The organism is Lacimicrobium sp. SS2-24 (assembly GCF_002201535.1).
GTDB lineage: Bacteria > Pseudomonadota > Gammaproteobacteria > Enterobacterales > Alteromonadaceae > Lacimicrobium.
In genome coordinates this window covers 412,136-427,551 of sequence record NZ_NIWW01000002.1, presented here as the reverse complement: position 1 = coordinate 427,551, position 15,416 = coordinate 412,136, and the positions used below count along the sequence as shown (strand labels likewise).

Below are 15,416 nucleotides of genomic sequence, written 5' to 3'. Positions count from 1 at the left end.
CATGAGTGTTGCAGGCCTCATCAACAGAAGTATGAATGTATCCGTGATGAAATCTCATTCCTGCGATAAGATACAAAAAATAGAAAAATAAGGCTGCAGGAAAACCCCATGCGAATCGTGATTGCCGATGATCACCAGTTGTTTCGTGAAGGCTTGCGATTAATTTTAAGCAATACACCTGCCTGGCAGGTCATCGCCGAAGTGGACAATGCCCAGGATCTGCTGAGCACTGTCAAGGCTGAGCAACCGGATCTTGTGATGCTGGATTACCGCATGCCAGGCGGTGGCAGTCTTTCCGCGCTGGAATATATCAAAAAGCGTTACCCTGAAATTAAAGTGATCATGCTCACCGGGGTGCAGTCCCGCACCTTATTTATGCAAATCATGGCCTGTCAGGCCGACGGCGTATTATTAAAAGAAATGTCGGCAGAGGACTTAGTAAAAGCCGTGCGTGGGGTCTTAGCCGGTAAAAAAGTCACCTCTGCCGCAGTGGCAGAAGAGCTGGGCAGTCAGGTTCCCGAGCTGACCGCCCGCGAGTTTCAGGTATTAGACCTGGTATTGACCGGGCTTAACAGCAATACCATTGCCGAGCGCCTGAATCTGTCCAGCAAGACAGTGGAAAACCACCGTTATAGCGTGATGCAGAAACTGGGGGTGAAAAATACCGTCGAGCTGATGCGCTATGCCAGCCGTCATGGACTCTTGTGAACACTTCGCTGAGTAACCTCTTTGCCGATAGCGCCCAGTCTGATCCTATTATGGAATCCAGGCTCGATGTGCTGATTAAACAAACCAATTTATCCGGTGTGGTCAGTCTGGGTGCAGCCATTATTCTGCTGGTATTACTGCGAAACCATGCCGATAGCAGTGCATTGCTGGCGTGGGTGGCAACCTTTGCGATCATCACCCTTGTTCGTTTTTTGTTTGTCTACCGGCCGATGCAACAGCGCCGCGAAAAAGGAGAAAAACGCTATCAACTGTATCACCTGACTATCGTATTTTTTTTAGCGTTGTCTGGTGCCAACTGGGGTATAGGGGTCTACGCGTTTTTACCCGAGCCGGGGGCCACCGAACTCTTTGTCACCTTCTTTATTTTTATCTTTGGCATTACCACCGGCTTATTGGTAGCGCTGGTGTATTCCTTCTGGGGTTATATGGTGTTCCTGATCCCCATGATGCTGGGTACCGTCCTGCGCATTGCAGAGTTTGATCAGTATCTGCTGCTCACAGGGGCCGGGCTTTACAGCCTGTATCTGACCATCACGGCCATGCGTTTATCCAAAGTGGTGACCAATGCCATCAGTATCGATGTGGCGAACGCCAACCTGCTGCAACAAGTGACCGAAGAGAAAATCAAGGCCGAGCAGGCCAATGCGGAGAAATCCCGTTTTCTGGCCGCGGCCAGTCACGACTTGCGCCAGCCCTTAAATGCCATCGGGCTGTTTATTCAGGCCCTGAGTCAGCGCTTAACCGACAAGCAGCACCAGGATATTTTATCGCCTTTAAGGCAGTCCTTTTCTTCCCTGAAAGGTCTGCTGGATACCTTACTCGATCTGTCCCGGCTGGACTCAGGCGATCTGGAACTGGACTGGCGTCAGGTCACGCTGGACAGCGTGGTGCTGCCACTGCTGGATGAATTCAGGGTCAAAGCCACAAACAAAGGCTTAAGCTTAGACTATGATTCTTGTGATGCGGTGGTGCAGACCGACCCGATGGTGTTGGCCCGTATCCTGCGCAACCTGCTCGACAATGCCGTCAAATATACCCATGAGGGTGGTATCCACATTCTGGTGTCTCGCCAGGAGAGTCAGTTGAGGCTGTCAATTCAGGACTCAGGGATAGGTATTCCCCGTCAGGAACTTGGCAAGATTTTTAATGAGTACCACCAGATTGCCAACAAACGCCGTGACGCCAGAAAAGGTATCGGCCTGGGTTTGTCTATCGTACAAAAATTGGCCCACCTTTTGGGCAGCGAGGTGGACGTAGAATCCGAGCCTGGCAAAGGCTCTACCTTTTCACTGACCTTGCCCGTGGTGGAGTCCATTGTAACCACGCCACAGGCACCTCGTATTCAGGGCAGTCGCCTGTTTGGGGTCAGGGTGCTGTTAATTGATGACGACCCGAACAGCCTCACCGCCCTGAGCCTGGTGCTGGAAGGGCAACAATGCCATGTTATCTGCGCCCAGAATGATGAGCAGGCGCTCAGCAGCCTGGAGCAACAACGACCGGATATTATTTTGTGTGATTACCGCTTAATGGATAATAAAACTGGTGTGGAGCTTATTGCGCAGCTTCGCCAGGCACTCGGTGAGCCGGTAAAAGCCATCATATTAACCGGTGATACCGACCCTGAGCTGCTTGAACGTATCAAAGCACAACACCTGCCCTTACTAAACAAACCCGTCGATCTCGACGTACTGGAACAGCTGATCTTCGATCTCTTGTCAGAATAAATTTCACCTCAGCCAGCAAAATGAGGGTTTTCACCCAAGCCTCGGCAATAAGAATCTGTTCCAATCTGAAACCACGTTTTTGCTTTTTTACCTAGTAGAGGGTAACCATGAATAAACTCGGGCTCTGTCTGGCCACAGCTACAACTGTTTTCACCTTACTTAACTCGCAACAGGCTGTTGCCAGTAGCACAACCGACATTGGCATTAAGCTGGCTGAGAAAGTCGCGGGGCTGATACTTGGGGACGCATTTGAATCAATTTTTGGCGGCGATGATCCTGCTGCTACGCCTCAACAAGTGCAAAACATCGTAGATGAAGGCTTTAATCAGGCTGCCTTAGATCAAATTGAAGTGAGCATCGGCGACGTTTTTAACGGTATTAACACCTACAATCCCAATTCAAACTATTTAAAGAACAAAAATAAAATAGATAAAATCGTCGACGACGCGGGCACAGTGCAAAACGAAATACGCACTCATATGAACCACAATAACTTTGTGGCTTTGCTAAAAACCTATACCACAGCGACAACCTTACGCCTCGGCTTCTTATCAGAGCGCCGCCGTTATATCCAGGAAGTAGGTCAGGCCGAAATCGACGGTCTCACTGCGGCTGATGCGGCCACCAAAGGCCAGGAAATGGCCGCCAACCTGACAGCCGAGCTACAGGAAGAAAACAATATTATTGCCACCATCGCCCTGGAAGGGGTAACCGATCTGGCCAACTTCTTTTATGAAGATTTCTATGAAAAAGGCCCAGGCACCCAGGGCTGTCTGTATAAATACCCAGAAACACCCTGGTCATTTCCTGATGGCCGCCTCGGCTTAAACCGTGACATGAGCGGTGATGAGCGTACGACTGTTACCTGTCGCAATTATAACTACATCATACCAGCAGCGGTTGGCGATAAATGGATGAATTATATGAGCAACTATCCCCAGATGATTGGCATGTACGGTAAATCCATGAATGTGTCTGGCACCACGCCCTTTCAAACCACGGATGTCATGCCTATTCACAAGGACGACCTGTGGGCCTTCTCCTTTAAGAAGTGGCAGAACAACCCGGGGGCTCATCAGTATGATTACCATATGATGGTGGTTAAAGGTGAAGATCTGGCCCGTTATGTGAGAAACTTAAACTCCATTACCAAGTATCCCAACTGGTTTGGTGACGTGGAAACTCAGGCCATCACCTGGATTGATATTATCGCCTCCAACGGTAACAGCGACCAGTTAAGCTCTGCTCTGAAAAAAGCCACCGAACTGGGTGTTGAGCACAGCAAACTGACCGCTCGCTACAAAGCCAAGCACCCTTCTGTTGTAGCCGCATTTGAACAGTGGTTCCAGGGTAAACTGTCAACCTGGGGATTATCCAGTGACCATGCGCCTACCCGCATCAGCTTTGATCCAACGGTGTTTTATCCGACCGATGCGCCCGCCTGGTTAGCGGACGCCATGCAATAACAGGTTATTTTGAACACATACCGGCACTACTTTAGTGCCGGTTTTTTCGTATTGAGGTTGCCATGAAGTATTTAGTTGCCTGCAGCACTGTGCTTATTCTTATAAGTGGCTGTACGTCCCTGGAATACCCCGTACCTAAGCAAAGCACCTTAGACAATAACCATGTTCTGACCACCACCTCCGGTCAGGGGCAAATCTATGTGATGCAACGGGACAATAACCATTATCTGTGTTCCCTGCCGCATCCGGACTCCGCCTTTGATCAAAAAGACGGGGGTAATATTGATGTGTCCCTGATCAATACCGGGGGCGACAAAGGTGCCAGCACCAATGAAGATTCAGAAGAAGTGGAATTGGCGGGCAGAACCCCCACGGTACTCATGACCCGGGAGTTGTTTTTTCGTGCCTGTGAGTTTTCCTCTAACTATCAACTGAGCAAAGACGAAGCCAAAGCCCTGTATATGAAAACCCTGGACGGCGTATTAACCAATTGGGCCATTGAAGCAGGCCACACCACCGTCACCATTGGCGATACCGTTGATAATAAAGCCGCCATCTCCAATCAGAAAGCGGAGCAAAGTTCAACAACACAGTCTACAACCGACGCCAGCAAAACGCCCAGCACCGGTATTCAAAGCTACTAATCAGACCTCCCAGCGCTTTATCTCTCACTAAGATGTAAGCGCTGGCTCTGCTCATTTACCCCCCCTGATTGAGCAGTTTTTAGCCTGAACAGGCAAAATAGGGGTTTTCACCCAAGCCTGAATCGCCCGGATTTGCTCTAATACAGCCTAATAGACTTTTGCATGTTGGCGGTGGTTTAGCCGGGGTAGGATGTCAGAGGCAAAAGAGTGGACAAATTTCCGTTTATCAGGAATCAACACATCAGCCTCTTCATCAATATAAAACGGTCGGGTTCCCATTCGAATACGGCGCAGCAAAGTAGTGGTTTAACGGGTTTTCAGGAGTAAACATTTTGCAAAAACGTATTTTATCTATTGGCATACTCGCCAGCGCGATGTTGATGTCAACCGCCCAGGCCGGTTTGGTGCAACTGGAATTTAACCACGGTACGACCCCTTCCGGACAGGCTAACTATATCAATGTGTTAAAGGATCTGACCTTCACCCAGACGCACCTGCTGAATTACGGTGAAGGCTTTGGCTACAACGATTTTCGGCTGGATATTCGTTTTTCAGACTTCAACCACCAGTTTGACCCCTCCAGCGGGGCGCTGTGGCATAGCTGGGAGGATCCTTTTCAGGTAAATTCCACCTTTAGCGTGGATTTTGATGACGCCAGTAATCAGGAAAAGTTTTATCAAACCGTCGCTAACCGGGATTTTTACCAACAAGCAACGGTTATGATGCTAGAAACTAGGATAGCTGACGGGTTTTCTGGCCCACTGTTTAATTTCTATGACCGTAACAACAGCCTGGTATCGGACCCGAATAAAAGCCTCAGCGATATCGCGCCAATGGCTGCCCCTTCAGGCAGTCACCTGGCAATAGGGCTGCAAGGTGAGTTTTATAACAAATCCGAATTTGATGCTGGTATATTCTATAGCGAATTGATACAGAATCCCTTTGAGAGTTTCTTTCTGGATACTTACCAAGGTTTCGAGCCTGGCCTAACAGACCCGACCCAAGCCGAGGTGGATCAATATGTGGCGGATAATTTTATCTCTGCCATTAACTGGAGCTTTTCCTTCAACCGCTCTTTCAATAGCCTGGACAGCGATTACCAGGGCTATTTTGTGGATGCAAAGATAAATTTTGAGTATGCCCCCAGCGCCGAGCCTTTTGTAAAAGACATTTTCAACAAGGAAACAGATAGACTGTTGCAGGTCATCGATTATATCCCCAGACCCCTGATTTATCTGGATGAAGCCAATACTTCTTATGAGTTTGTGGCGGCCAAGCCCACTGATGTAACAGCTGTGCCCGAACCGGGTACCTTCCTGCTTAGCCTGTTTGGCCTCTCAGCCCTGGCATGGCGAAGACGCAAAGCCGGTTAAATAACCAAGTTTGGGCCAGCGTTCGTCTGGCCCAACGTTTATCCGCTTCGCCCGCAGATAACCCCTGCGTATCCATCCTTGCCTTTGGTGGGCTGCGGGTTATTCATTGTCTGGTCGTCACGGGTTGTCTTCGCCTTCATGGTGAGTTGTCTGTTTCAGGTAAAGGCAACGCAGCCAGGTGCAGGCCCAGTCTATACCTGAGGCCGCCACTTCTATACATGTGAACAAACGAGGTCGCCAATGTATAAAAAATTACTTTCCACTTTACTCATTGCCATGATGTTAACCGCGTGCGGAGGGGGAGGCAGCGACAGTAGCCCCAACCCGGATAATAGTGGTGGAACCGGAACGGGTGGTGACACGGGTACAGGTGGGGATACCGGCACCAGTGACGATGCTCCCACTTTCACCCAGGGCTTGGCCACGGTAACAGAAGCCAATTTATTCCCTGCGGGTAGCCGGGTCGCTGCCCTTGGAAGCATCGATGACAGCCAGGGCAATAGCTGGACAGTACCGGCAGAAGTTCGGTTTTTGGATAATAGCGTTCCTGCCGCCAGCGACCTTTATAATACCTATGTGTCGGGCCATAGCTACAACAGTTCAGCCGATGCCATTGCCGCACTTAGCGGCAGTGATATTGTTGAGATAGATGCCGATGGCGAAATCATCAGTGCCTTTATTTTTGCCGACAATTACTTCGAGCTATACGTCAATGGCGTGGCTGTTGGCAAAGACCCCGTTCCCTTTACCGAATTTAACTCCAATATTGTACGTTTCAAAGTTAAGCAGCCCTTTACTGTAGCCATGCACCTGGTGGACTGGGAAGAAAACCTGGGCACCGGCACAGAAAGTAACCAGGGCGGTGACTATCATCCGGGTGACGGTGGCCTGGTGGCGGTATTTAAAGACGCTGATGGCGAAATCATCGGCAAAACCGATGAAAACTGGAAGGCGCAGACCTTTTATACTGCCCCGCTCACCGACACCGACTGCCTAACCCAATCTGATGGGTTACGCAGCAGTGCAGCCTGTTCCACTGATGCTCCTGCAGATATAAATCAGGTATATGGCGCCCACTGGAGCCTGCCTCAGAATTGGGCGGCCAGCAGCTTTGATGATGCCAACTGGCCAAGTGCCAGCACCTACACCAATACCACGGTAGGTGTGGATAATAAGCCTGCCTATACCCGTTTTACCGATCTATTTGATAACAGCGCCAATGACGCCCAGTTTATCTGGAGCAGCAATTTGGTTTTGGATAACGACGTGATTGTTCGCGCCACTATTGGCTCTGCGGATTCTTCAGGCGGCGATACGCCAACCGGCGACTTTACGTTGTCCAGCCCGGCATTGAAATCCAACCTTATTATGCCCCTTAGCACCACCTGCGAAGGCGCAGGCCACGGGAAGATGCTGCCCCTTAGCTGGGAAAATGCACCTGCCGGAACTCAGTCTTTCGCGCTGGAAATGTATACCTTCCCCAATCCGGCCGATACTAATTTGGCCGGGGCACATTATTACGAAATACTGTTTGATATTCCTGCCTCGACCACCGCTTTGGCGGAAGCCGAAACCAAAGTGGGGGTATTTGGCATTAATTCGGTCAACGGCCTTCAGGAATTTTCCGCGCCTTGCTCGCAAGGTCAGTCAGAGCACACCTATATCATTAAGCTGTATGCACTGTCTGCCGAGGTGGGTAGCCTCGGTCTGAACGGCAGTAGTACCGATCTGGTCACCCTGGAAGAAGCCATTGCTGACAAAGTTCTGGCTAGTAGCACACTGAACATGACCCGCATACGTTACGACCAAAACGATGACGAGCATGTGCCCACATCTACCCCAAGCGACTGTGCAACCAAGTCACAAGCGTTTGAAGACTACAGTGATCTGGTCTCGGTGAGCTGTGACAGCAACACTATGACGGTGAACACCTTAGTCGGCCTTCCCGATCGCTCACAACTGGACATAGATAAACCCAACGTCGGCACCCAGTCCTGGATTGGCCGTGTTCCACTGGAGCAACAGGTGAGTTGGGCGGTGCCGCTGCAGCCGGAGTATCTTGGAACCACCAGCAGCAATTTAAATATTCACTATCCCATTGGCATTGCCGTTGATGGTGTGCCCATTCTCCACTATGCAAAAGAAAACAGCCCCGGTGAAGTGGCACAACTTGGCGAAGACTATAGTGATCGCGATACCGTGCTGCTGGGTGAGCTGGACCAGTGTGGTGCCCATGCCGGTAACGGTGAAGACTATCACTACCATTATGCCCCATTGTGTCTGATGGACACCCATAACCCGTCCAAACCCCTGGGTTATATGTTCGATGGTATTCCCCTGTATTTCGGAACAGGTGGCGGACAACTGACCAGCGATGGCGTCAATTATGGTGGCGGTCGTTATACCGACCTGGATTATCGCCCTAACAAAGTGAAAACCGGAGACAGACCGTTAGACGAATGTAATGCCTACGACCTTCATGGTGACGGCAGCGAGTATGTCTATTACTCCAGCACAACAGCGCCTTATACCATCGCTTGCTATCGGGCAGCTGCAGATCAGGAAAACGCCATGTTAACCGCACCGGCACATTGGGAAAATGAGCGTCTTGATGATTTTAAATTTGGTACTGAGGTGGAGTTAACGGACTACGACACCATGACTTTCGAGGGCAAAAACTGGACCTTTATCGAGGTCACGCCGCACCCGGAAAATACTCATATTCCTGCCGGCAATATTGCCCTGATCATGTATCGGGCCTACGGCGAAGGGGAGTCAGGGTATGAGTCTGGCAAAGCCTGTTACAACTTCCGTTATCGTCTGGACAAAACCGACACCAGCGGCAGCAATGATGTGGTCACCAGCCATTGTCGTTAAGGCTGACAAGAGAGACGCAATAGCATGAAAAAGTTACTCTTGATAATACTGGCCTTGGGTTTGTTCGAAACTGCCATGGTCAGTGCCCACGGGTTAAATATCACCACGGCCACCATGACCTTACGGCAAAAAGATCATCTGTCGGTACGGGTGGCCACCTCGTTAACCGCCTTGTTTCAGCGTATGCAGTGGCAGGGAAAGCCGCTTTCCATCGCCCACCTGGTGGCTGACGAAAGCAAAATGGTGGAATTCCATCAACAACTGGTGAAGATGTTCAGTCAGGAGCTGGTTATTGCAGTAGACGGCCAGCCGCTGGAAAGTCGGCAAACCCGATTGCTAAACATAGCGCAGCTGCGCCAGCAACTGCAGGATGAGATTGCCACCGCCGTACTGCCTGGCCACACAGATCACCATAAACAGGATACACACGGGCGTTATCATGACCTGGTGATCAATATCGATGGGTTTATTCCCGCTGCCGGTCAGTTAAAGGATCTGCAAATCGACTTTCCCATCGAGCTTGGCCCTATTATGACCAGCTACAGTGAACCTAAGATCCAGACCCTGGCTGCCGGGCAGCAAACCACCCGCTACCATTTACAGCTTAGATAATAGCTTGCACATTTATTACAAGAAGGGGCATCTAAACAATGCTCCCTGGGGTTAACTGCTGTCATACCCTTTGCTATCGCAATGCACACAATAACCGCTTAATTACCCTGAGGAATATTGGTAACATCGCCTTTTTACCTTGCCCATATTTTGACAAGATTGCACAGGACCCTCGATGGAATCCAATGTTAGGGGCTTTACGCTCATCGAACTGATTATCGTTATTGTTGTTTTAGGTATTCTTGCCGTCATCGCCGCACCTAAGTTTCTCGATATCAGCGCGGATGCACGAATAGCCTCACTAGAGGCCCTCAAGGGGAACATGCGTTCGGCATCGGATCTGGTCAATTACAAAGCAAGAATCGAGAATAAAACCGATTGTTCCACTGATCCCACCATTGATGTTGGCACAGAGACCATCACCCTGCGCTGCGGGTATCCCTGCCCTCATCCCAGTGGTATCGCGCGGGCCGTAGCCACTGACGATCCATTTGAGTGGATCGGGGGGAATTGTGGCGGACAATTAGGTGCGATTGATGTGCGCATCAGCAACGCGCCCGATCCCGCCAACTGTAAAATTCGTTATACTTCTGCCCGCGAAGATCGCGCCCCAACCTTCATCGCTACAACGGATGGTTGCTGATACAACTATCCAAGACAGCTCATTACGCACCGAAGAGCTTTAAAAAATACCGCGACGTTGGGGGAGGCTAATAGAAGCGCCATCTTTAGAAGTATAGCCTGAGCTTCAAATACAAAAAAACGACTTCCGCTGGCATTAAGTCACTCTCTAAGAGTTGGTACCACAAAATTGCAGGAGCAAATTTTGCACAATGCGCAGCATTGGCCCGCAGGCAGAGCGGAAGGGACGTCGCGAATAATGGCCGGAGCACGATTGTCCGGAACAATCGTCAACAGCCGAAGGCTGGTCCGAAGGGCGAAGGCCATGGATGGCCTGAGTACTTTAACCGGATACCGGTTCTAGTCCGGCGAGTATCAGTTTTACTGTGTTCCAGAAACAACACAATTTTGTCTGGACAAAAAATTGGACAGCTTTAGCTGGCTCCGAAGGAGTGAATATCAGGGAAGATATGAACAAAACCCGCTAAAAAGCAGGTTTGGAGTTTGGTACCAGAGGCCGGACTTGAACCGGCACAGTGTTGCCACCGGCGGATTTTGAATCCGCTGCGTCTACCAATTTCGCCACTCTGGCACAGTACCTTTTTGTGCTCTCGCTAATATCGCGAGAGGGCCGCATTATAGCTATTGGGCTGGCCCTTGCAAGTCTTTTGTCCGGGCATATTTTGCAGTTGCCGGAAAAAACAACATCAGGCTGGCCTGATGGCTGTTGCTGCACGGATTAGCTGGTACACTGCGCTTTTATTGATTCTGTCTGGTTAGCCTGAATGAGCGAAACGACATCCTTTCCCCGTGCAGGATTTATCCGCCGTCTTGCGGCAATGATTTACGATACGCTGGTGGCCATCGCTGTGGGGATGTGCGCAGCATTAGTGGCCATTGTTGTACTGGTCATTTTGCTGGAAAACAACATCCTCGATAAACACGGCATGGAACACACCAGCGAAGTCATTCAGGCTTCGTTACTCTACAAAACCCTGATTCAGATCTGGGTCGCTGCCTGGGTGCTGGGCTTTTTTGTCTGGTTCTGGCGCAATGGCGGCCAAACCATTGGTATGCGCGCCTGGCGATTACGCTTGTTCAGCACCAACGATAAGCCACTGAGCTACAGCCGCGCACTATGGCGTATTCTGTGTTCTTTAGGAGGTATCGGCACGTTGCTGGTACTGCTGGATGTTAAAAGTAAGCAGTCCTTACAGGACAGGCTGGCCCACACCGAAATGCTGGTTTTATCAAAAGAAGCGAATCATCACCGCTCCTGGGGCAACGTTTAGGTCAGTGGCCCGGCGAAGCGCAGGCGGTTCCTGCCCATAGATTTTGCCTGATAAAGCGCCCTATCGGCCTGACGCAAGCACAGCTCCAGGTCTGTCTGCGTCGTGATATTACTTGTCGCACCAATACTGATGGTGACATCAATGGGTTTGCCCTGGTTGTTGAAAGGGGTGGAAGAAATGTCCCTCAGCAATCGCCGGGCAATTGACTGTGCCAGCTCCTGGGGCGTATCCGGCATCAGCACGCCAAACTCTTCACCACCCAGCCGTCCCAGCAGGTCGGTTTTTCGAATGTTGCCATATACCCGCTGTGCCACTTGTTGCAGCACCACATCACCAATGGCGTGACCATGGCGATCATTGATTTTTTTAAAATGATCAATATCAATCATCAGGAAACTGCATGATTTAAGAGGAGCGGTTTTTAGCAGGGCCTGCGCCCGGTCGAAGAAGCCTCTGCGGTTCAGCGCCGATGTCAGTGCATCTGTATTTGCCAAATCCTGCCAGCGCTGCTTAACACGGATGGCATGTAACATGGGCAGTGTCAGGGCTGTTGCAACCGTTAGAACCAGGTGACTGAATACCAATAGAGGCTGACTTCCCACAACCTCAGCGCCAGGAAATCGCACCCCGAAGTGAGTGATTGCCTGCGCTGCCATTACCACTGCATGCATAATCATCAGGGCGCGCAGCAACACCATCACAGAGCCCCCATAGGTATACCCTTTCGCCAGAGTCCGTTCCGTCAAAATGAATGCCAGTGCCATCATCATGGCAGCCAGGCCGCCCTGTTCCAGTCCCACCTGAGGCGCCAGCGCTATGCTCAGCGCAACCACGATGAAGACTGGGAGACTGGCCTCTGCGCCTTGCCAGCCAATCGCTTTATCCGCCAGTGATGCTGCACCGCGTAACAAAAAATACGCAGACAGCACTAACAGCGTGTAGCCTGCGGTGGGCTGGTAAAATGCCATGTGCTGGTTCGTTATCAGCAACCCACTTCCTGCCACAAAACAGCCACAGGCCAGTGCCCAGATCAAAAAAGCCTGCTCACGCTGATGGTAGAAATAGACCGCCAACATAAAGCCACTGACTAACAGATTGATAATGAGCGCCGAGGCAATGCCAACGACAAGTAAGGTGTCCATGAAGGAAGAACCAGATAAACAGGCGTATGTGATCCATGACTCTAACATGGCCTTTGCACTGTTACAGGGGTGTTTTCTATACCCGGGATGCAGCGATGATACCTGACAAGATGATCCTTTTCCCACGACCGGTTTTTGATCGGAATCAAGGCAACATGGCGCAAAGGGGTCTAGGCTGAAAGCTCTACCTGAACACGAGGGAATGAAGATGAAATATCTGCTTGGCCTAAGCGCCACACTGCTACTCATTGCAGCTTGTAAACAGGGACCTGAATCACCGCGGGGTTTTAGTTTACCCGAAGGAGATGCTCTGGCGGGTGAAGCCGTATTTATCGCTTATCAGTGCCTGGCGTGTCACACCCTAAAGGGCTATGAAGGCGCTGACGTTGCGCAAAAACTGGAAAAAAGGGTGCGACTGGGCGGTGAAGTGAGCACCATCAAAACCTATGCGGAACTTGTCACATCGGTCATTAATCCTTCCCATAAAATTGCGCCGGGATTAAGAAACGAGAGCTATACCGATGAACAAGGGCAGTCGAAAATGCAGAATTACAACGACGTGATGACGGTAACCGAAATGGTTAATCTGGTGGCGTTTCTGCAACCCCAGTATCAGTTGCTGCCCTTTAATCGGACCAATTACCCGCAATATTTCCCGTAGATTCGAGCGACCAACGGCATGACAACAAAACAGGCTGCATGGGCCGGTTTACAGGGTTCAGACCCACTGTTAGCCTGCGCTTTACCTGATTTCCAGCTCATTGCCGTCGGAGCAGGTAAACGGCCAGGCCGGCAAACAGCAGACTGGGTAACAAGGCACCGGCCACCGCGGGCAACTGATAAACCAGTGAAAGGGGCCCGAATACCTCGTTGGCAATAAAAAAGCCAAAGCCCGTGAGTACGCCCATGATCACCCTCGCCCCCATGGTCACCGTGCGCAGTGGGCCAAAGATAAAAGACAGCGCCAGCAGCAACATCACGCCCACTGTCACCGGCTGCATCACTTTGCGCCATAGCGCCAGCTCATAACGACTGGCATCCTGACTGTTGCTGCGCAAATATGTCAGGTAATCATTCAGGCCACGAATAGACAAGGCTTCAGGCTTGATTGTGACCACGCCGAGCTTGTCCGGTGTCAGACTCGATTGCCATTTATCGCTGGGCTGGCGGGTGACGGTCACCTGCTCCTGCAAAAGCTCGGTGTGCGTGACATCCAGCAAGCGCCAGCTCTGACCGCTGAAACTGGCCTGGCCGGCATTGATAATACGTACCAGGTTAAGGCTTTCATCGAACTGATAAATACTGATATCCAGCAGTTTATCGCGGCTCAAGACCTCGCCGATGCTGACAAAGTCGCTGCCGTCTTTGGCCCATACCAGACGTTGAGAGGAGAACAGGCTTCCCCCTGAAATGGCCTGGGTGCGAATTTCTTTGGCCTGGGTTTCACTCACCGGCGCCACCCACTCGCCGATCGCCATCACAAACACCACCATGAGCAGCGCAGATTTCATGGCCGAACCAATAATACTCAGACGACTCATGCCCGCCGCCTGCATCACAATAAGCTCGCTGTTACTGGCCAGCATGCCCATACCAATCAGCCCACCGATAAGGGTGGCCATGGGAAAAAACTGTTCAATTTCTCTGGGAATACTCAACAGTACATAAATGCCGGCCACCATCACATCGTAATCGCCACGATCTATGTACTTAAGTTGCTCGACAAACTTGATCAGACTGCTCAGGCCTATTAGCACCAGCAGTGTAATAAACACCGTGCCAATCAGCGTTCTGGCCAGATACACATCGAGGGTACGGATCATTTTCCGGCTCCTCTTAACCTGGCTCGCATTCTCACCCCCAGTGGGCGGCGCCGCACCACTAAAAAGGTGCCAATCAGTAACATCACACCGTGCACCCACCACAGTCCAATCACCGGAGGAACACCACCGGTTTCAAGGGCTTTGCGCCCGGCCATCAGCAACATGAAATAGCCAAGGTACAACAACAAACCGGGGAAGATGCGACCAAACCGTCCTTGTCTGGGGTCGACCGCACTCAGAGGCACGGCAATTAATACCAACAAGGGCATGGATAACGGGATCGCCAGTCGCCATTGCCACTCTGCCAGCGCTTCAATACTCGGATCATCAAGCAGTTTAGGGGTCGGGTACGCTGCCAGCTTGCGGCTCTGGTGTTCTGCCTGGCGTTCGGCAATCTGAACCTGATACTGATCAAAGGTTACCTGCCGGAAACTCGCCTGTCCCTGCTGTCCTTCAAACTGATAGCCCTGACTTAAGACCAGTTTTTCTGCGCCGTCGGCTTCCTGCTGAACACTGCCGTAGTTCGCATAGATAATCCGAAAGTCTTTGCGATCATCGCCCTGTTCCTGCTGAGCCAGAAACACTTTTTCCAGCTGATTGTCTCCGCCACCGATGTCATGCACGAAGATCACGGCTTTTTCGTTTGCCGTTTGCTGGAATCGCCCTGGCATCAGACTGGTCAGGCCCGATTCGGCGCTCACCTGCTCTTCCAGCTGATACTCAATTTCCATCGACATCGGTGCCAGCCACAATGTCAGGAGGGCAGAAAACAGCGCAACCAGGGTTGCCAGTACCAGCATCACCCGGGTCACATACCATTCACTGATGCCACAGGCATGCATAACCGCCATCTCATGATCCACATAGAAGCGCCCATGAGCGAGCATAATGCCCAGAAAGACACTTAATGGCAGGATCAATGACGCCAGCACAGGCATATTCAACGCAAGAAAGCCCAACACCAGCCCGGCAGGAATGTCACCGTCAGTGGCTGCCGCCAGCACCCTGACAAACTTTTGAATCACGAAGATCGCCATGAGCACCAAAAAGACGGCAATTTGGGACTTCAGGGTCTCCCTGAGTAAATATCGGAAAATCAGCACAGCCGTTCCA

General features: G+C 51.1%; 13 protein-coding genes and 1 tRNA gene. 10 read left to right on the top strand and 4 right to left on the bottom strand.

Translation table 11 applies throughout. From position 1 onward, the window contains the following. Window positions 1-108: 108 nt before the first annotated feature. From CCY32_RS05730 to CCY32_RS17435, 8 genes are all read left to right on the top strand, one after another. A complete protein-coding gene (locus tag CCY32_RS05730; RefSeq protein WP_088329627.1) occupies window positions 109-708 on the top strand; it encodes a response regulator transcription factor in 600 nt (199 codons plus the stop codon). Then, entirely contained in the window at window positions 705-2,453 is a 1,749-nt protein-coding gene (locus CCY32_RS05725) for a hybrid sensor histidine kinase/response regulator (protein WP_088329626.1), read from the top strand. The genes CCY32_RS05730 and CCY32_RS05725 overlap by 4 nt, the downstream gene beginning before the upstream one ends. Before the next feature lie 107 nt (window positions 2,454-2,560). Next, window positions 2,561-3,919: a hypothetical protein gene (locus tag CCY32_RS05720; RefSeq protein WP_088329625.1), complete on the top strand. Its 1,359-nt coding sequence runs from the start codon at window positions 2,561-2,563 to the stop codon at window positions 3,917-3,919. Window positions 3,920-3,981: 62 nt separating this feature from the next. Further along, window positions 3,982-4,563, top strand: coding sequence for a hypothetical protein (locus CCY32_RS05715; RefSeq protein WP_088329624.1), 582 nt, complete (start codon window positions 3,982-3,984; stop codon window positions 4,561-4,563). 332 nt (window positions 4,564-4,895) lie between these two features. Further along, window positions 4,896-5,936, top strand: coding sequence for a PEP-CTERM sorting domain-containing protein (locus CCY32_RS05710; protein WP_088329623.1), 1,041 nt, complete (start codon window positions 4,896-4,898; stop codon window positions 5,934-5,936). Window positions 5,937-6,176: 240 nt separating this feature from the next. Further along, window positions 6,177-8,813, top strand: coding sequence for a YHYH protein (locus CCY32_RS05705; protein ID WP_088329622.1), 2,637 nt, complete (start codon window positions 6,177-6,179; stop codon window positions 8,811-8,813). A gap of 24 nt (window positions 8,814-8,837) precedes the next feature. Next, window positions 8,838-9,425, top strand: coding sequence for a hypothetical protein (locus tag CCY32_RS05700; protein ID WP_088329621.1), 588 nt, complete (start codon window positions 8,838-8,840; stop codon window positions 9,423-9,425). 175 nt (window positions 9,426-9,600) lie between these two features. Continuing rightward, a complete protein-coding gene (locus CCY32_RS17435; protein WP_088329620.1) occupies window positions 9,601-10,068 on the top strand; it encodes a prepilin-type N-terminal cleavage/methylation domain-containing protein in 468 nt (155 codons plus the stop codon). 483 nt (window positions 10,069-10,551) lie between these two features. Here CCY32_RS17435 and CCY32_RS05690 read toward each other — a convergent pair. Further along, window positions 10,552-10,638: transfer RNA gene (locus CCY32_RS05690), tRNA-Leu, on the bottom strand. Between the two features lie 193 nt (window positions 10,639-10,831). Here CCY32_RS05690 and CCY32_RS05685 point away from each other — a divergent pair. Further along, the gene (locus CCY32_RS05685) at window positions 10,832-11,338 is read left to right on the top strand and encodes an RDD family protein (RefSeq protein WP_088329619.1); all 507 of its coding nucleotides are present in this window, start codon (window positions 10,832-10,834) and stop codon (window positions 11,336-11,338) included. Here CCY32_RS05685 and CCY32_RS05680 read toward each other — a convergent pair. Further along, window positions 11,335-12,480 carry a GGDEF domain-containing protein gene (locus CCY32_RS05680; protein ID WP_168171435.1) on the bottom strand — a complete coding sequence of 382 codons (1,146 nt, stop codon included), beginning with the start codon at window positions 12,478-12,480 and terminating at the stop codon, window positions 11,335-11,337. The genes CCY32_RS05685 and CCY32_RS05680 overlap by 4 nt on opposite strands. A gap of 208 nt (window positions 12,481-12,688) precedes the next feature. On the opposite strand from CCY32_RS05680, the gene CCY32_RS05675 reads away from it, so the two are divergent. After that, window positions 12,689-13,141 carry a c-type cytochrome gene (locus tag CCY32_RS05675; RefSeq protein WP_088329617.1) on the top strand — a complete coding sequence of 151 codons (453 nt, stop codon included), beginning with the start codon at window positions 12,689-12,691 and terminating at the stop codon, window positions 13,139-13,141. 97 nt (window positions 13,142-13,238) lie between these two features. On the opposite strand, the gene lptG is transcribed toward CCY32_RS05675, so the two are convergent. After that, window positions 13,239-14,303 carry an LPS export ABC transporter permease LptG gene (gene lptG / locus CCY32_RS05670; RefSeq protein WP_088329616.1) on the bottom strand — a complete coding sequence of 355 codons (1,065 nt, stop codon included), beginning with the start codon at window positions 14,301-14,303 and terminating at the stop codon, window positions 13,239-13,241. Beyond that, window positions 14,300-15,406: an LPS export ABC transporter permease LptF gene (gene lptF, locus CCY32_RS05665; protein ID WP_088329615.1), complete on the bottom strand. Its 1,107-nt coding sequence runs from the start codon at window positions 15,404-15,406 to the stop codon at window positions 14,300-14,302. Before lptF ends, lptG begins: the two co-directional genes overlap by 4 nt. Window positions 15,407-15,416: the final 10 nt, after the last annotated feature.